At 61.0% G+C, this 17832-nt stretch carries 15 protein-coding genes; 7 read left to right on the plus strand and 8 right to left on the minus strand.

From position 1 onward, the window contains the following. Window positions 1-295: 295 nt before the first annotated feature. Window positions 296-1432 (minus strand): alkane 1-monooxygenase, encoded by a 1137-nt coding sequence (locus tag J3364_RS09330; protein WP_349558102.1) that lies wholly within the window; start codon window positions 1430-1432, stop codon window positions 296-298. Between the two features lie 307 nt (window positions 1433-1739). On the opposite strand from J3364_RS09330, the gene J3364_RS09335 reads away from it, so the two are divergent. After that, window positions 1740-2417: a GntR family transcriptional regulator gene (locus J3364_RS09335; RefSeq protein ID WP_349558343.1), complete on the plus strand. Its 678-nt coding sequence runs from the start codon at window positions 1740-1742 to the stop codon at window positions 2415-2417. Window positions 2418-2447: 30 nt separating this feature from the next. Here the strand turns inward: J3364_RS09335 and J3364_RS09340 are convergent, their stop codons facing one another. Next, the gene (locus J3364_RS09340; RefSeq protein WP_349558103.1) at window positions 2448-2894 is read right to left on the minus strand and encodes a DUF4864 domain-containing protein; all 447 of its coding nucleotides are present in this window, start codon (window positions 2892-2894) and stop codon (window positions 2448-2450) included. 197 nt (window positions 2895-3091) lie between these two features. On the opposite strand from J3364_RS09340, the gene J3364_RS09345 reads away from it, so the two are divergent. Together J3364_RS09345 and J3364_RS09350 are read left to right on the plus strand one after the other, a co-directional pair. After that, on the plus strand, window positions 3092-3916 hold the full coding sequence (locus J3364_RS09345; protein WP_349558104.1) for a substrate-binding periplasmic protein: 825 nt from the start codon (window positions 3092-3094) through the stop codon (window positions 3914-3916). Between the two features lie 178 nt (window positions 3917-4094). After that, window positions 4095-5090 carry a DUF6160 family protein gene (locus J3364_RS09350; protein ID WP_349558105.1) on the plus strand — a complete coding sequence of 332 codons (996 nt, stop codon included), beginning with the start codon at window positions 4095-4097 and terminating at the stop codon, window positions 5088-5090. A 165-nt stretch (window positions 5091-5255) separates the two neighbouring features. Here the strand turns inward: J3364_RS09350 and J3364_RS09355 are convergent, their stop codons facing one another. From J3364_RS09355 to J3364_RS09365, 3 genes are all read right to left on the minus strand, one after another. Next, entirely contained in the window at window positions 5256-7001 is a 1746-nt protein-coding gene (locus J3364_RS09355) for an alpha-amylase family glycosyl hydrolase (RefSeq protein WP_349558106.1), read from the minus strand. Window positions 7002-7027: 26 nt separating this feature from the next. Beyond that, window positions 7028-8272 (minus strand): glycosyltransferase family protein, encoded by a 1245-nt coding sequence (locus J3364_RS09360; protein WP_349558107.1) that lies wholly within the window; start codon window positions 8270-8272, stop codon window positions 7028-7030. A 219-nt stretch (window positions 8273-8491) separates the two neighbouring features. After that, on the minus strand, window positions 8492-9316 hold the full coding sequence (locus tag J3364_RS09365) for an HAD-IIB family hydrolase (RefSeq protein ID WP_349558108.1): 825 nt from the start codon (window positions 9314-9316) through the stop codon (window positions 8492-8494). Between the two features lie 348 nt (window positions 9317-9664). Here J3364_RS09365 and J3364_RS09370 point away from each other — a divergent pair, with 348 nt between their 5' ends. From J3364_RS09370 to J3364_RS09380, 3 genes are all read left to right on the plus strand, one after another. After that, window positions 9665-10756, plus strand: coding sequence for a lysylphosphatidylglycerol synthase transmembrane domain-containing protein (locus J3364_RS09370; protein WP_349558109.1), 1092 nt, complete (start codon window positions 9665-9667; stop codon window positions 10754-10756). Next, window positions 10743-12968, plus strand: coding sequence for a glycosyltransferase (locus J3364_RS09375; RefSeq protein ID WP_349558110.1), 2226 nt, complete (start codon window positions 10743-10745; stop codon window positions 12966-12968). The genes J3364_RS09370 and J3364_RS09375 overlap by 14 nt, the downstream gene beginning before the upstream one ends. 64 nt (window positions 12969-13032) lie before the next feature. After that, complete coding sequence (locus J3364_RS09380) at window positions 13033-13977, plus strand: YbgA family protein (protein WP_349558111.1); 945 nt, start codon at window positions 13033-13035, stop codon at window positions 13975-13977. Window positions 13978-13984: 7 nt separating this feature from the next. Here J3364_RS09380 and J3364_RS09385 read toward each other — a convergent pair whose 3' ends face one another. From J3364_RS09385 to J3364_RS09395, 3 genes are all read right to left on the minus strand, one after another. Beyond that, complete coding sequence (locus J3364_RS09385; protein ID WP_349558112.1) at window positions 13985-14743, minus strand: DUF481 domain-containing protein; 759 nt, start codon at window positions 14741-14743, stop codon at window positions 13985-13987. 121 nt (window positions 14744-14864) lie between these two features. After that, window positions 14865-15863 (minus strand): oxygen-dependent tRNA uridine(34) hydroxylase TrhO, encoded by a 999-nt coding sequence (gene trhO, locus J3364_RS09390; protein ID WP_349558113.1) that lies wholly within the window; start codon window positions 15861-15863, stop codon window positions 14865-14867. 98 nt (window positions 15864-15961) lie between these two features. Beyond that, window positions 15962-16699: a DsbA family protein gene (locus tag J3364_RS09395; RefSeq protein WP_349558114.1), complete on the minus strand. Its 738-nt coding sequence runs from the start codon at window positions 16697-16699 to the stop codon at window positions 15962-15964. Between the two features lie 150 nt (window positions 16700-16849). Here J3364_RS09395 and J3364_RS09400 point away from each other — a divergent pair, with 150 nt between their 5' ends. Beyond that, window positions 16850-17830, plus strand: a complete 981-nt coding sequence (locus J3364_RS09400; RefSeq protein WP_349558115.1) for an NAD(P)H-dependent flavin oxidoreductase — start codon at window positions 16850-16852, stop codon at window positions 17828-17830. The last annotated feature ends 2 nt before the right edge of the window (window positions 17831-17832 follow it).

The following is a 17832-nucleotide window of genomic DNA, read 5'->3' on the forward strand; positions in this document are numbered from 1 at the left end:
GATAAAGAGGAAGCCGGGTTACATCTACAACGCAGGGTCTATGCCCTCAGGTTGGGCGCTATATACCCGGCTTCCAGGTGAACTCTGGTAGCTAGCCAAAGTTCATGGACAGATACAAGGTTGGGCTGACGCAGGAAGCCCAACATGAACCTCGCCGGACAAAATCATCATACCCCGGCGTTCTGGAAAGACTACAAAAGCTGGATACCGCGTCGAATCACGTCAACCAGGCGTTAGCTGCAGGCTTGCGATGTTGGGCTTCCTGCGTCAGCCCAACCTACCGGCCCCTCTCGGCTCAAGCCAACTGGTGCTCTTCCCCTTCGTAATACGCCTCCACCCGCGGATTCATAATCCGCATCCACAGCGGCGGGAACAGCGCCAGTACCACCATGGCGGCGTACCCGGCCGGCAACTGCGGCGCAATCTCGTGATGGCGCAGCACCTGGTAACGGCGCTTGGCGTAGGCGTGATGGTCGCTGTGCCGTTGCAGGTGAAACAGGAACACGTTGGTCAGGAAGTAGTTGGAATTCCAGCTATGGGCCGGCGTGGTGCGCTCGTAGCGACCGTTCTCCAGCTTGCGACGGTGCAGACCGTAATGCTCCAGGTAGTTGACGATTTCCAGCAGGGTGAAAGCAATGAAGCTCTGTCCGATAAAGAAGGCCGCGCCCAGCCAGCCGAACGCCACCGTGAAACCCACCAGCGCCAGCAGCGTGATGCCGTACCACCAGATCAGTTCGTTGCGCCAACTGAACGAGGCATGCCCCTTGCGCTCCAGGCGCTTCGCTTCCAGCCGCCAGGCGTTCAGGAAGTTGCGACCGTAGGCCTGCGGCAGGAACTGGTAGAGCGACTGGTTGTAGCGTGACGAGGAGGCGTCTTCCGGCGTGGACACGTGCACGTGATGCCCCCGCAGATGCTCCACCTTGAAGCCGGCGTAGCTCACCAGGGACAGCAGCAGCCCGCCAGCCCAGGTCTCCAGTCGGGCGTCCTTATGGATCAGCTCATGGGCCACGTTGATGCCCAGCCCACCGACAATACCGATCGAGACGGTCCAACCGATCATCCCAACCGGTGAGAACACGCCGCTGGCCAGCACCTGCATGCCCCAGACCAGTATGGCGGCGAACGCGACCACCCAGCCCAGGGTGAGGAAACGGTAGAACGCCTCGCTGTTCATATGCGGGACATCGGCCTGTTCATCGGGATTCAGGGCATCCTGCCCCAGCATGAAGTCCAGCAGCGGAATAATGCCGAAGACGACCACCGGCACGCCCCAGGCGAACAGGTTGATCCAGCCGGTGGCTTCGCCTGCGCTCAGCAGCAGGAAGGGCAGCGCCAGGGGCAACAGCGCAATCACGAAGCTGTATTTCTTCAGGCGCAACAGGAGCCGCCGGCGGGTGGGTGACTGTTCCAGGGTGGCTTGTTGTGTACTCACGTCTTTACCTCGCTTGTCGGGGCCGCTTTGTCGTGAGCGATCCCTTTCCGTGTGGTGACGGGTTTGTTGTTGGAATCCGTTGGCCAGCGACGCTCACTGCTAATCGGGGATGGGTGATCGTCGCTCAACCTTGATTGCTATATTGTCCGACAATATAGCAATAGTCAAACGAAGCGGGCAAAATTTAGTCGATCAAGACCACATGGCCCGAGGGGCCTGCCTTTTGGCCCCGCTGCACGGTAGGATGGTGACTTCCGCCCGGCTCTGCCGGGACGGCCGTTATCACTTCAAGGGCAACACAACGTCTATGGATTTCCAGGCCCCCAACACGCTGGCCGAGCAGATCGCCAACTACCTGGCCGAACGCCTGATGACCGGCGACATCCAGCCGGGCGAGCGCATCCAGGAAGCCACCATCGCCAGTGACCTGGCCGTCAGCCGGGCGTCGGTCAAGGAAGCGCTGTATACCCTGGAACGCTGGCATCTGGTGGACATCACGCCGCGCAAGGGCGCGTCAGCGACGTTACTGGACGCCAGCCACGCCGCCGAACTCTATGACGTGTATATGCACCTGCTGATCATGCTGGCCCGGCGGCTCTGCGAGCGCTGGGAAGAAGGGGATCGGGATGGTTTGCTGGCCGCCATCAAGCAGGCGACCACGCGGCTATACGCCAAGCCGCCGAACATCCTGGCGGTGGTCCAGGCGAGTTTTGATGTGATGGATGCCTGTTGCGCAGTGGTGCGCAACCCTTATTTGACCGAGGCTCTGGCCAACTTCAAACCGGCGGTCAGCCGCACCTACTATTTCTGTGCCGATCGCTACCGTCAGGATCTGGATCGCACGGCCGCGTTCTTCGCCCGGCTCACGCAGGCGGTTCTGGCGCGGAACACCGATGCCGCGGAAAAACAGATCGTCCAGTTTGCCGAACACCAGAAAGCGTTGATTCGCCAGGCCCTGGAGCAGGACACGCCGGCGACCACGTAGGACGCCACTCAATACGGAGCAGTTACACCCTCAGATGCCTCCGGCCACTTGCTCCAGCACGACACCGCCAATGCACCACCCGCCGTCCTGCCGTTCCATTCGGTAATAGGCGTCCCAGTACAGGCCGTTGGGGCCTCGCAACTGGACCCGCTGCACGACAAAGCCCTCGTGCGGCACCTGCTCACGAAACCTCACCGTGGTGGCCTTGTAAACGGCCGGATAGCGCTCACGAACCATGTCGCCGAAGGCCTGTGGGCTTTCGAATCCCCGCTGGATGGCCGGCGAGGCAAAGCTGAAGGCCTTTTCATCGTCATCCCGGGAGAACGCTTTCAGCTGCGCCCGGATGACCCGCTCAACCGCCTCGCGCGCGGCGGTATCGTCGGCCTGTACGGCGACCGGGACCGTGATGAGGACCATCAGGATGACCAGCCAGACAGCGCGCCCGGGGTAATGGCCGGCAAATAATCTCAGGCTCATGGCGATTCCTCCTGGCGGTTGATACGCGCCCAGGCCCTGGCCGGATGCCCTGTAGCCAACGGCCGTGGAATCAGATTTTGCAATCTTTTGTCGTCGGGGCCTCTTACGTCCTCCCCTGTTAGCTATATTAGACCTGTGGCCCGGTTGGCACTACGTAAAACACCTGGCTCCCTTAAACCGGCAACATGTGGGCTTTAATGCACGGCAGTCGTTACCGAATCAAGATCCAGCTCTTCCTGTTTGTCATCGGCTTCTGGATGCTCGGGATCAACGTCGTTCAGGCCATGGACCAGGCAGAGCAGGCGCACGGACTGCCGCCAGTCATTCGCTTCAATATTGCGCCGGGCGGCTACCCGCCTTACACCATCATTGATGCAGACGGCCGGGTCTCGGGCATCATGTGGGACGTGATGCAGGTACTGGCCAAACGCCAGAACCTGACCCTGGAAACCCGCCAGATTCCGACAAAGCGGGTCAACCACTTCCTGTTAACCGGTCGCCTTGACGCCACCATGCGAGCCATTGAGTGGACGCCGGATCCCGACCGTTTTGCGTTTACCGGTGGCGTCGTGAAAGCCCACGATGTCATCTTCTGCGCCCGAAACGCGCCTATCGATGCCCGCACGATCAACGACCTCAAAGGCCATACCCTGTTGGCGAACCTGGGGTATCACCATCCGATACTTAAACCCCTTGTTGATGCCGGGGAGATTCGCCGTGTGGATGTACCGAATACACTGGAGATGCTGCAGCGGCTCAACGCCGGTGCCCATTTCGACGGCGGCATCGCCAACGCCCGCGCCGGCCAGTGGCTGATCCGCCAGCATGGTTGGGAAAACGCCTTTCACATCGAACCGGTGAAACTGGACGTCACGGAATACCGCCTGATGTTCGCTCCACAGTGGGCGCCCCTGATCCAGGCCTTCAACCAGACCCTGCTCGATCTGCGGCAATCCGGCGAGCTGGACGGCATCATCAGCCGCTATGTGCCCATCGATCCTCAAACCGTGCCCGGGACGTGAATCCGGTCACAGACCCGACACACCCTGCCCTTTAATGTAACTCTGTGTCATTTGCACTGAGCCCGCAGTCCGGCGCAAATGCAGACAACAACACGGAACCTTCGCGTCGTCGGCCTGAACGGCGCGGACAACAACGATAAAAACGCGGCGCACAAGACGCCGCGACAAGGAAAGAATCATGACCGGACTGCAGCGTACAGCCCTGTGCTTGCCCCTGTTCGTCATCTCGCCATGCACGCTGGCTGACATTGAAGCACTCGACGACAAGAGCATGAGCCAGGTGACCGGCCAGTCGGGGGTGACCATCGAACTGGCCACCCGCATCGACCTGGATCGATTTTCCTACATCGACGAAGGCGCCCTGAGCATCTACGACCTGTCGCTGTCCGATATGGACGGCTCCGCCATGGACAACATGAAGCTGACCGTGGATGTGGCCGGCGACGGTGAGGTGCTGGAACACGGCTTTTCCGAAATTGCCCGACGCGCCAATGCGGGCCAGCTGGACACCAGCAACCCGGATGTAGCCGACGCCCTCGCCAGGTACGCCGTTGGCGGCAGCTTCGGCAAGCAGTTCAATTCGGGCGATGCGGTGATTCACCTGGGCCCGGTCGACAGCGGCGACCCGACCTCCCTGGACGATTACCTGCACTCGGTGGACTTCGCCCTGGATATCGGCTCGGTGAAAGCCGAAGGCCCGGTGGACAGCACGACGATGTTCTCCAACATCCATCTGGAAGGCTATCTCGGCCCCACGGACATCGTTATCCGTAATGCCGGCGATGCGACCCACACGCTGGCCAACGGCGATACGGTGTCAGATTCGGAGCTGCAGCTGGACACCCACTTCGAGATCACCGACGGCTCCCTGGACTGGGATGTGGGCGACGTGATCCTGCTGTTCAACTTTGCCGGCGTGAGCATCGAGGGCCTGCAGATCCATAACCGCTGGGGGGAAGACACCGCCGGGCATTTCGGCATGGCCAGCGCCACCGCCAAGCTGTCCCAGGGCACCAGCGGCAGCAGCGGTCACGAAGGACTATCGATCCACGATGTGGAGTTCCGCGCCGACATCGACATGCCCGTGTTCAAGGTGGGCGGCACCAGTATCGGCACCGTTCAGTTTGAGGATTTTGTGATCAGCAATACGAATATGATGGTTTATGGGCATTGATGGCGTTAGGCAAGCTGCTGGCCGCCCCCTCTCTCCAAACCTCTCTCCCTCCAGGGGAGAGAGGCTTAACAGACAGACGCCTTGAGCCTCGCCTGTAAACTCCCCTCGCCCCTGGAGGGAGAGGGGTTGGGGGTGAGGGGGAAGACGTTGAATTCGAGCCCCGCCTCAATCCCGATTACTCAACCAGATAAACTGATAAGGCTCCAACGTCACCGGCTTCATCCGGTCCTCAAACGACACCCCGCTCACCAGATCCTTCCACTGATCCGTCACGATCAGGTTCAGTTCCGATAGATTGAATACCTGCTCCTGCCCGCTGATGTTATGGATGGCGAATATACTCTGTCGGCGGTCGATGCTCTGCCGCCAGAAGGCAAACAGCCCATCGCCCAGGTGCAGGGTGTACTGGGTGGCGTTGGGGTGGAACGCGCCCTGGCGGGTGCGAATGGCCAGCAGGCGGCGCAGGGCCTTGAACACATCCCGGTGGTGCGTGTCGCTGTCCAGCAGTTTGTCCAACTCGTCCGCATCCCACACGTGGCGGTTGATGGAGCGGTTCTGGCTGGTGTGTTCCACCCGGGCCTCGTCGTTCTCGGTGGCCAGCAGGCTGTGGATGTAGAACGCGGGCATGCCCTCCAGCGCCATCATGATGGCGTGGGCGCAGATAAAGCGGGCGAACTGCAGGCCGTCGTTCTCGCCGGACGTTTCGGTCCGGGCCATGGCGTTCCACAGACTGATGTTGATCTCGTAGGGCCGCACTTCGCCGGAGGCACCCGTCCGCGCGGTGATGCGGGCACCGGACTGGACCAGGGTGTCGATCATCCGGTCCCGCTCGTCGTCGGTCAGCAGCCCTTCCACCGGACGCAGGCCGATGCCGTCGTGGGAGGCGATGAAGTTGAGGTAGGCGGTGCCCTGCTGCGCCGGCGGCATGGTCATCAGCCAGTGCTTGAGATGCTGGGCGTTGCCGCTGAGCATCGCGTGCAGCAGCAGCGGCGGCAACGAGAAGTTGTAGATCATGTGGGCTTCGTTGGCGTTGCCGAAGTAGGTCAGGTTCTCCTGGTTGGGGATGTTGGTCTCGGTGATGATCACCGCGTCCGGATCCCGGTGTTCCACCAGCAGGCGGATCAGTCGGATGACCTCGTGGGTCTCCGGCAGGTTGATGCACGGGGTACCGATGGTTTTCCACAGGAAGGCCACCGCATCCAGCCGGAACCAGCGCATGCCGCGGTCCATGTAGAGTTTGATGATGCCGAGGAATTCCAGCAGCACATCCGGGTTGGCGAAATCGAGGTCCACCTGGTCGTGGCTGAACGTGCACCACACGTGACGCTCACCGCCAACGGTTTCCACCGCCCGCAGTAATGGCGAGGTTCGGGGTCGGACCACGCCGGACAGGTCCTCGTCCGGCGACACTTCGACAAAGTAGCGTTTCCCCGGATCCCGGCCCGCCTTGTAGTTCTCGAACCAGAGGCTGCGGCTGGAGCAATGGTTGATCACCAGATCCGTCATCACCTGGAAGCTGCGGGACAGTTCGGTGAGATCCTCCCATTGTCCGAGCGACGGATTGACCGTGGTGTAGTCCATCACCGCGAAGCCGTCGTCCGAGCTGTAGGGGAAAAACGGCAGCACGTGGACCGTGGAGATCATGCCGGCGAAATGGGCCCGGCAGAATCGGGTGAGGGTCTGCAGCGGCGCTTCTTCATCCCGGCGCACCGAGTCCCCGTAGGTGATCAGCATGGCCGTCCCCGGCCCCCAGTTGTTGCGATGGGGACCGGGAGTCGGGGCATCCGGTGCCACCCCGAATACATCGAGGCAGCGGGTCGCCAGTGCCCCGATATCCTCGGCGGGATAGAGGCACTGCAGGTGGGCCTGAACACGTTGTTCCAGCGAAGGTAGGGCCTCTGGGTCGTTCATGGGTGCGTCCTTATGCTCACTCATCCTCAGGAGCGCCGAGCGTGACTCTTGGGAATATGCTCCTCCAGGTCCTGCTCGACGGCATCATGCAGTTGGTCCATTACACCGGGGAAGGCGCTGGCCACCCGGTTCCAGCAGGAGATAAACGGGGCTTCCATGGGATTTTCCAGGAAGTAAACGCCGGCTTTCATGATGTTGCGGGCAAACAGCTCCACCGCCTGCTCTTCCTGGTGCACGTCGAACTTGAGGCCGTTGATCTCGGCGTCGTTGCGGTAGGTCTCCACGAAATCCAGCGCGATGCGGAAATAGGTCGCCTTGATGGTCCGGAAAGACTCCTGGTTGAACACGATGCCGTTGGTGGCCAGCTTGCGGAAAATCGCCTTGGAGATGTCGATGGACATCTTGGACAGGCCGCCGGTGTCGTCTTCCGGCGACAGGTTCTGGTGCTTGTGGTCGTAGCAGTCGGCGATGTCCACCTGGCACAGGCGGTTGGTGCTGTAGTTGCGTTTCATCTCGCTGAGCACGCCGATTTCCAGGCCCCAGTCGCTGGGAATGCGGATATCGGTCATGACGTCCTTGCGGAAGGAAAACTCGCCGGACAACGGATACCGGTAGCTGTCCAGGTAATCCAGATAGTCGAGATTACCGAGTACCTTCTTGAGGGCCCGCAGCAGCGGCGTCACCAGCAGCCGGCTGACCCGGCCGTTGAGCTTGCCCTCGGCCACCCGGGCGTAGAAGCCCTTGCAGAATTCGTAGTTGAAATTGGGGTTGGCGACCGGGTAGATCAGGCGTGCCAGCAGTTCCCGGTCGTAGGTAACGATATCGCAGTCATGCAGCGCAATGGATTCCGCGCGGCCGGACGCCAGCACGTACCCCATGCAGAACCAGACGTTGCGCCCTTTGCCCGGTTCGTTGGGTGCCAGCTCCTCGCCCTTGAGCTCCTTGTCGATCTGGCGCAGTCTTGGGCCGTCATTCCAAAGAACCCTGTGGCGTTGCGGCAGGGCCGAGAAGAATTCCAGCGCGTGGTGGTACTGCTCTTCATTCGCCCGGTCCAGGCCGATCACGATCTCGCTCAGATAGGGCACCTGCTTGAGGTGTTCGAGGATCCGGGGCATGGCCTCGGTTTCCAGTTCCGAGTAGAGACAGGGAAGGATCAGCGCCATCGGCCGCACCTTCGAGAACTTCACCAGCTCCGCTTCCAGATCCTCCAGTGGGCGACGTGACAGGTTGTGCAGCGTAGTCACAATGCCGTTCTGGTAGAAATCACCCATAGCCTTATCCTCTTTGTCGCGCGCCTTACTTGATGTTTTTTTCCGGCGCTGTTTGGAGCCTCTGGTTTTCTCGTGAGTTGCCTCTGCGCGTTTTGAAGGCTGTAGCTGCAAGGCGCAGTTCGCCGCCAATGGCCCTAGCCCTTGGCAAGAGCTGCAACGCCGCAGATGCGGCCTTCAGGGCGCGCCCTCAGGGATTTACAGAGGCGGCTCAGGAGGGAATCAGAGGCTCCCAATGCCCTCCTGCGCCAGTACGGAAGTCACCGCTTCCGCCCAGCCTTCGGGGCCACAGTGAGAGGTAATGCACACTTCGGGCCGATCCGGGATCTCTGGTGGTGCATGCACCGGGGAGCGCACCAGAAACGGGATGTCCGAGGCCGACAGCATGTCCACATCATTCTCGCTATCCCCCAGCGCCATGGAGGTTATGGCGTCTCCGAAGGCGTTCTGGTAGACCGCCAGCAGCCAACTCATGGCCTGCCCTTTGTCGCAGGCACCAATCACATGATGGAAACGGCCGCCGCGCACCAGGCGCAAATTGAGCGCGTCCAACGCCTCTGCGCACTCTTTTAGTGCATCTTCGGTATCCATCCACACCAGCGGCTCGCTGAACTCCCGCTGCGACGCCAGGATGGCCTGCTGGCGCTCCAGCCCTGTGCGCTCCATCAGCTCGTTGACGCCCATATCCGACAGGCCACGAAACCGGAAGCGGTGGCGCAGCGGCGCCAGGATCTCGAGAATCTCCGTGCGGGGAATCGACAACAGTTTGCAATACAGGCCATCGGTGGGCCGGGCGTCGGGTGGCAACGGCAGCTCGGTATCGCCCGGGAACCAGACGGCCGCGCCGTTCTCGACAATAAAGGGTTCGTGCAAGCCCAGTTTTTCCTGCAGCTGTTCGACTTCCGCCCGGGTCTTGCTGGTGTTGAAGACGCAGGGAACGCCGGCCGCCTCGGCCGCTTCCCAGGCCGGACGTGCCGGCTCTGCGGTATAGGTGTGATGATCCAGCAGGGTGCCGTCGAGGTCGGTAAAGATAACCAGCCGTGACATGGCCTTTCTCCTCATTAACGCCCCAAGCCGTGGTGCCGGGACGTGATCTCATCCATTGATGATCGGTGTTTCCCACGGTGGTTCCCCACCGCCCCGAAGCGACCTATGCAAGGGGGACGCCAGAAGCCGGCCTGTTGCGCCTGACAGTTTTGTAACCTGCTGATTGTCAGCGCCATCCCGGCTCAGGCTCCATCGGCGGATCCGCACCGGCCGGGGTTTCGTGATGGCGCACGCCGGACATTCCCGCCCGAATCCGGCCCACGCGCTACATTTCTCGATGTCTCAGAGACTTGCCAGCGCCCCCTGCTCTCGCAGTACACTTCCGCTGCACCCACACAGAGAGCCATCATGGCCGAGTCCCGACAACAACCCGAAGGTTCCGGATGGCGTCTGGCCGGCTTCACACTGCTGTTTCTTCTTTTCAGCATAGCCGGAACCTGGACCATCTATTCCCAGTTCGCCGAGCGCAATTTCCAGTTCGACGAGCGGCTGCTCAATCCCTGGTTCCTGGTCGGGGCGCTCCTTCTGCTGCTGGTTTATTGGCTGTCGGATGGTCTTCGGCTCTACTACACGCTGCGGGCCCTGGGGCACACGATTCCGTTCCGGCACATGGTGCGGCTGGTTTTCATCAATATCTTTTTCTCCAACGTCACCCCCATGGCCACCGGCGGCGGCGTGGCGCAGATCTGGTACCTGCGACGGCACGGCGTCCGGCTGGGGACGGCCACCGCGGCGACGACCATCCGGACGGTGCTGGCGATCGCCTTCATCTTTACGGTCACGCCGGCCTGCCTGCTCTGGCTCGATGCGCTGCAGGGCCGCGCCATCATCGGCCGGGTTTCCGAGTTGCTGGCGGTGTTTATTGCCTTATACCTGGGCTTTTTTGCGGTGGTACTCTGGCGCACCCGCTGGCTGATCCTGCTGCTGACACAGGTACTGCAGGGCCTGCGACGGGCGCACCTGATCGGCCCGCGCCGGCACAAGCGCTGGCAGTTCCATATGAAGCGGGAGATGACCCGTTTCTCCCGGGCGTTCAAGGTCTATCTCAGGGGGCCACGCCACTATATTGCGCTGTCGGTGCTGTTCACCCTGACGTTCCTGATCAGCCTGTTTTCATTTCCCGCCCTGCTGATGCTGACGCTAGGGTACGATGTGGATTACCTGACGGTCCTGGGCCTGCTGTTCGTGACCACATTCGTGATGTATTTTGCCCCGACCCCCGGCGCCTCTGGCATTTCCGAGGGGGTTTTCGGTACCTTTTTCAGAACGCTGCTCAGTCCGGGCCACCTGGTGCTGGTGACCATTGCCTGGCGGTTCCTGACGATCTACCTGGGCATGATCATCGGACTGATCCTGATGCAGGTGGAACTGTCTGCCGGACGCCGCCAGCGTCGGGAGGCGGATGCCGCGCTCACAAGGACCGGGGATGATCCAACGTAAACCGCTCAAGGCGCTGTTCTACCTCTGCCTGTTGACCGTCATTCTGGTGGTCGGCTACAAGGTCTATCTGGACTTTTTCGAGCCCAACTACGAAGCCGTCCACACTGACCAGATCGACCGGCTGCACCAGTCCCTGGACGGCCAGGACGCCTACAGCTTTGCGGTGGTGGGCAACATCAACAATTCGGTGGGGGTGTTCGAGCGCAAGATCATCCCGATGCTGAACGACGCCGACGTGGACTTCGTGATCTCCGCGGGCAACGCCGTGAGCAGCGGCGGTGAAGACAAATACCGAGCCATTTTCCGCACCCTCAGCCGGCTCCACGTACCCTACCTTCTGACCTTCGGCGACAACGAATTCAGCAACTTCGGCAGCTTCCGCTTCTACGAACACTTCGGCCCCTATTTCTACTCGCTCCACACCGGCAACAGCCTGTTCGTGTTCCTCGACGCCACGGGCAAGACCTCCTGGCGCTGGCAGCTGCGCTGGCTGGATGACCTGTTCAAGCAGGATAAAAGCCAGCACCGTTTCGTGTTCATCGGTGAGCCGCTGCAAAAGACCAACCAGGACACGCTGTTCGACGACGAGGACGAATACCTGCAGAACAAGCCGTTCCGTGACGGGTTGGTCAAGCGCTTCCGGCAATATGATGTGGACGCCGTATTCTCCGCCAACCTGCCGCTGTATTCCGAGCAGCGTCATGGCCCAACCCGCTACATCATCACCGGCGGTGCCGGCGGGCTGGTGCTGAATAACGACACCAGCTTTTATCACTTCGTTCGTGTGGACGTGTCACCGGACGGCATCAACACCACGCTGGAACGGCTGGACATCGGCCAGCACCCGATCTTCAAACAGCTGGAAAGCCTGTGGTTCTTTATCCACTCGCTGTTCTATGTGGGCTACGTCAATTTCATCCTGTTCCTGTGCATCCTGGGGCTGATCACCATCAAGCTCTACTCGCTGATTTTCGTGGACCGGGACTACTACCCGGACTTCGACCTGGATCCGTCCCCCTGGCGCGAGAAACACCTGCGCATCGTCATGTTCACCAACAACTACCTGCCGTTCATCGGTGGCGTGCCCCTGTCGATCGAACGCCTGCGCCGGGGGCTGGAAGCGCTGAAACACCCGGTGCGCATTGTCGCGCCCAGCTACCGCGACCAGAAACCGGATGAAGACCACGTACTACGAGTACCATCGCTGGTGAGCATGGGGGCCCAGAGCGAGTTCCGGCTGGCGAACATCTTCCTGGGTCGGATCCGCCGGGAAGTGCGCGCCTTCAAGCCCGACCTGATTCACCTGCACCACCCCTTCTGGCTGGGCTCGTTGGGCCTGTGGATGGCGCGGCGCCTGAAGGTGCCGGCGGTCTACACCTACCACACGCGGCTGGAGCACTACGCCCACTTCGTGCCGCTGCCCGGCAAGATCTTCCGGAACCTGATTTCCCACGCGCTGATCAAACGCTTCGCCAACAAGTGTGACGGGGTGATCGTGCCGACCTATTCAGCGGAGGAATACCTGCGCATGATCGGCGTGAAATCCCTCGCCTTCGTGCAACCCACCGGGATCGAGTTCGAGCGCTTCCAGCAGGTATCTGATGAAGACGTCGCCAGTCTGCGTCGGAAACTTGAGATTCACGACGACGAACACGTGTTTGTCAGCGTCTCGCGCCTGTCCACCGAGAAGAACATCGATTTCATGATCGAGGCGATCGCCAGCCTGAGGGCGAAGAGTGAGCGCCCGTTCCGGTTCCTGATGATCGGTGACGGCCATGAGCGCCAGCGCCTGCAGCAGAAGATCGACGACCTGAAGCTTTCCGACACCTTCATTCTCGTGGGCGCTGTGCCACCGGACGACATGCCCACCTACTATCAACTGGGTGATACGTTCCTGTTCGCGTCCGTCTCGGAAACCCAGGGCATGGTCATCCTGGAAGCCATGGCCGCGGCGATGCCGGTGGTCGCGGTGCGCTCCAGCGGCATCGACGATGTGGTCCGGGATGACTGCAACGGCTTCAAGACGCCCCGCAATCGCGAGAAATGGCGCCGCGCGGTGCAGCACCTGATGGATGATCCGGAACTGCACCAACGCCTGTCCGAGAATGCCCTGGCCTTCGCCCGGGACTATTCCATCGATCACTTCGCCTACGACGTGGAAGGGATCTACGCCACGGTGCTGGCCGACTACCACAAACGCAAAGGCCGCTGATCGGCTGCAGGCCGGACCACGTATCAGTTCTCCATACGCAATCGTTGAAAGGGGCTGGCACATCATGAGCAAAATTCCCGTCGGTATCAGTACCTGCCTGCTGGGCAAAAACGTCCGTCACGACGGCGGTCACAAGCACTCGCGCTTCTGCACCGGCGTACTGGCCCGCTACTTTGACTACCGACCGCTCTGCCCGGAACTGGAAGCCGGCCTGGGCGTGCCCCGCCCCGCCATTCAATTGCGCCAGGACGGCGATGCCGTTCGTCTGATCGAGTCGAAGGGGACCGAAGACCACACGGATGCCATGCAGGACTGGATCGGGAGCGCCCTGCCCGGCCTGGACGATCTTCGTGGCTATATCCTGATGGCCAAATCGCCCAGCTGCGGCATGGAGCGCATCAAGGTACACAACGACAAGGGCCGCACGATTCACCGGGACGGCCGCGGCCTGTTTGCCCAGGCGCTGATGGACGCCTATCCCCTGCTTCCCGTGGAAGAAGAAGGCCGACTGCACGACAGCCACCTGCGGGAAAACTTCATCGAGCGGGTCTTTGCCTACGACGACTGGAAACGAATGGAGTTCGAAGGCTTTACCCGGGCTGGCCTGGTGGCGTTCCACACCCGCCACAAGTTCCAGCTGATGGCCCATTGCGAGCCATCCTATCGGGAACTCGGCCGGCTGATTGCCAACCAGAAGCAGGAACCTGTGGACGTGGTGGCCGGCCGTTACATCGAGCTGTTCATGAGCACGATGAAAAAGCACATCAGCCGGGGCGCCCACGCCAACGTCATGCAGCACATGATGGGCTTCCTGCGGGATACGTTAAGCGCCAGTGACCGGGCCGAGATCAGCGAGCAGATCAACGCTTACCAGCGTTCGGAGGTCCCACTGATCGTGCCCATGTCGTTACTGCGTATGGCCCATCGCCGCCAGCCCGGGGAATACCTGGACCGGCAGGAATACATGGCGCCTTACCCGGAGGAGCTGGGCCTGAGGAACACCATCTAGACGGTGATCAGAAGCCGTACAGGAGGGCGAGAGAGATTTCGGTATCGGTTTTCTCGGTACCCGGCGGCACTTCGGACTCGTGCTTGACGCGATAACCGAGTTTCATGGACAGGTTGCCGACGACATTCGCCTGCAGTGCGGTTAGAGATTCCGACGTGGCCTTGCCGTCCTGGACACCCACTTCCGTGCTCAGCTCCTGGATAAACAGGGCGTTTTCAGACAGCGCGTAGTTGAAGGCTCCAGCGAAGCGCAGGATCGTCCCTTTTTCGGAATCATCACCGTTTTCGTCCGGCTCCTGGAGCTGGTTATAGCGATAACCGGCACCGGCCTTGAGCTCCAGAAACGACTTTTCACCCTGCTCCCAGACCCGGTTACCGTAACCGGTACTGGCAGAGGATTGGAAATCGTAGCCGGAAAAACGGTCATCCTCGTAGGCGCCCCGCAGGAACCAGAACTGCCGCTCATCAAACTTGTAGTTGGTTTCAGCCTGGGCGTTGTATTTCTCGGACGTGGTTTCGTCCTCCCCGGTCTCATCGTCCTCGGCTTCTGCATAGACCGAGCGCAACTCCATGGTATTACGCCACTTCTCCACTTCGTGCTTGAGGGCAAGTCGGGCGTTGATATTGGTGGACTTACTGTTGCCCTCGGTGATGAGAACGCCTACTTCACCCTCACCTTTCCAGGGTACTCCGGCGTCCTCTGCCAGGGCGATGGGCGATGCTGACGCCACGACCGTCGCCAGAAGAACCTGTTTACTCACTCGCATGCCAACTCCTTTCGTCACCTTTCATCGTACTTGATGGTTATGCACCAAACGTGCCTATGAAACACGATGGGGGACAGCCAGGAAAAGTCGATAGTCGAGACAGGCACACAATCAGGGCAGATCAGCCCTGCTCACCCTGACGGCTCTGCTCGGCCTGACGGGCACGCTCCGCACGCTTGGCGGCCTTGCGTTCGGCAATCACGGCGGCGGCTTCACCACCCACGTGGGACTCGCCACGTTGACGGGCCAGCCGGATCTGCTTCTCGCGTTCGGCGAACCGGGCGCGCTGCTCGGGCGTCAGGTCGTCAATGCACTGGTGGCAGCTAACGCCCTGCTCGTACTCGGGCCGGTCCTTGTCCGCATCGGTAATGGGACGTCGGCAGGCGTGGCACTGATCGTAGCCGCCCCGCTCGAGTTTGTGGTTGACGGTCACCCGATCATCAAACACAAAACATTCGCCTTCCCAGAGGCTGTCCTCTTCAGGTACGTCTTCCAGATACTTCAGGATGCCTCCCTTGAGGTGATAGACCTCATCGAAGCCCTGCTCCTTCAGGAACGCGGTGGACTTTTCGCAGCGGATACCACCGGTGCAGAACATGGCAACCTTGCGGTGTTTCTGCGGGTCCAGGTTCTGGGCCACGTATTCCGGGAATTCCCGGAAGGTGTCGGTGGCCGGGTTGACGGCATTGCGGAAGGTGCCGACTTCCACTTCGTACTGGTTGCGGGTGTCGACCAGCACGACCTCTGGGTCGGAAATCAGCGCATTCCATTCCTTGGGGTCGACGTAGGTACCGACGGTACGGCGGGGATCGACATCCTCCACGCCCATGGTGACGATCTCTTTCTTGAGCTTCACCTTGGTGCGTTTAAAGGGTTGGATATCGACGAAGGATTCCTTGAAGTCGACGCCATCGAAGCGGTTGTCTTCAGCCAGCCAGTCTTTGACCGCATCGATACCGGCGCGGGAACCGGCGATGGTGCCATTGATGCCTTCGCGGGCCAGCAGCAGGGTGCCGCGAACATCGTGGGTATTGAGCAGCGTCAGCAGGGGATCGCGCAGACGCTCATAATCTTCCAGCGCGGTGAATTTATACAACGCGCAGACAATAACATCGTTCATTTTCTTCTCCTGCGGGCCGGACCGTAAATCCGGAGCATGGGTTAACAGAGGGCGAATTCTAACCAATCCATGCCCATCAGAGAAGGCGGCTGCGGGGACTACTGAGTGTTCTCCTGGCCCAATTCCCGCTTAATCACCGCATCCAGCTGCGCCCAGCCCGGGCGGGTCAGGCGGATGTTGTTCACGTAGACGGTCGGTGTGCTGGCCACTTTCATTTTCTGGGAGACGCCGACGCTCTGGTTGATCACATCCCGATGCAGGTCGGTTTCGATGCAGCGGGACAAGCGACGGCTGTCGAGCCCCAGCTCATCGGCAAAGCGGACGAAGGCGGGCACCGGATCGGACAGGCCCTCCCAGTCGGACTGGCCGTCATAGAGTTTGTCCTGCATTGGCCAGAACGCCTGTTGGTCGGCAGCACAGCGGGCAGCCAGGGCGGCAGGCATGGCGTTCTTGTGCTGGCGCAGAGGCAGGTCGAAGAACACCAGGCGCACCTTGCCCTCTTTCACGTAGGTGTCGCGAAGCTTCTCCGAGGCCGGTGCAAAGCGGGCGCAGGCCGGACACTGGTAATCGGCAAATTCGCGCACGACAATGGGCGCATCGGCTGCACCCATGGAGACGCCAACCGAATCGTACGTGGATGGGAAAGGTCGATTGCTGGTCGCCACGGGCAGCTCGTCAGAGCCCGCCCCCGGTGGTTGCGTGACCCACCACAGCAACGCCATCAGGACGAGAACGCCAACGGCGACAGCCCCGCCAAACAACAGCGTGCGATGGTGCTTGCGCTCTGAAACAGGACTGCGCTTCCCTGCGGCCTGACGCCGTTTTGCCTCACCCATTTTTCTTGTCTCCTTTTCGGGTTCCTATCTCGTGTCTTCCGCTGGAAACCAGCTTACACCACCGGCTATCCGCTACAATAGACGACCGGCACAGGTTGGAGTAACGTCCCCTTCTGACCTGCGCCACAAGCATAATAAGAGGATCGCCCCGTGCCCATACCTGCCACGCTGAAAGATCAGCTCAGCCTGCCCTTGATCGCCGCGCCCATGTTCCTCATCTCCGGACCGGAGCTGGCACTGGCATGCTGCCGCCAGGGCATCGTGGGCAGCTTCCCGGCCCTCAACCAACGGTCCAGCGAGGGCTTCGAGGATTGGTTGATTCAGATGAACAACACGCTGTCAGAGCTGCGTGAGGCCGAGCCCAACCGCATCGTCGCCCCTTATGCCGTGAACCTGATCGTGCACCGCACCAACCCACGCTGGGAAGCCGACCTGGCCCTGTGCAAGCAGCATCGGGTACCGATCGTGATTACCTCCCTCGGTGCCGCCAGCCATGTGGTGGACACGGTACACAGTTACGGCGGGCTGGTGTTCCACGACGTCACCAACCAGAAGCATGCCAGGAAAGCCGCCGAGGCCGGTGTCGATGGCATTATCGCGGTATCCGCAGGAGCGGGTGGCCATGCCGGGACCACCAACCCAATGGTTCTGGTCAAGGAAATCCGGGATGTGTTCAACGGCACTATCCTGCTGGCCGGTTGCCTGTCGCGCGGTGAAGATCTGCTGGCCGCCCAGGCCATGGGCGCCGATCTGGGCTACATGGGCACCCGCTTTATCAATACCCGGGAATCCCGGGCGGATCAGGCCTATCAGGAAATGATTCTGGAGGCGGTTTCCGGCGACATCATCCACACGCCGGCGGTCTCCGGCATTCCCGCCAACTTCATGCGCCAGAGCCTGGAAGCGGCCGGTTATCCCATGGACAAGCTCAACCAGCCCGGCGCCATCGATTACGGCGAGAAGCTCAAGCCCGTGGATGACGAGGCCAAGGCCTGGAAAACGGTCTGGTCTGCCGGCCAGGGCGTGAGTGCCATTCACGATGTGCTGACGGTCGAAGAACTGGTTGGTCGTCTCCGCGGCGAATACCGGGACGCCATGACGCAGCTCAGCGCCCGGTACTTCAGCGCCTGATG

This window comes from Marinobacter sp. NFXS9 (assembly GCF_040148665.1).
In the GTDB taxonomy this organism is placed as follows: Bacteria; Pseudomonadota; Gammaproteobacteria; order Pseudomonadales; family Oleiphilaceae; genus Marinobacter_A; species Marinobacter_A mangrovi.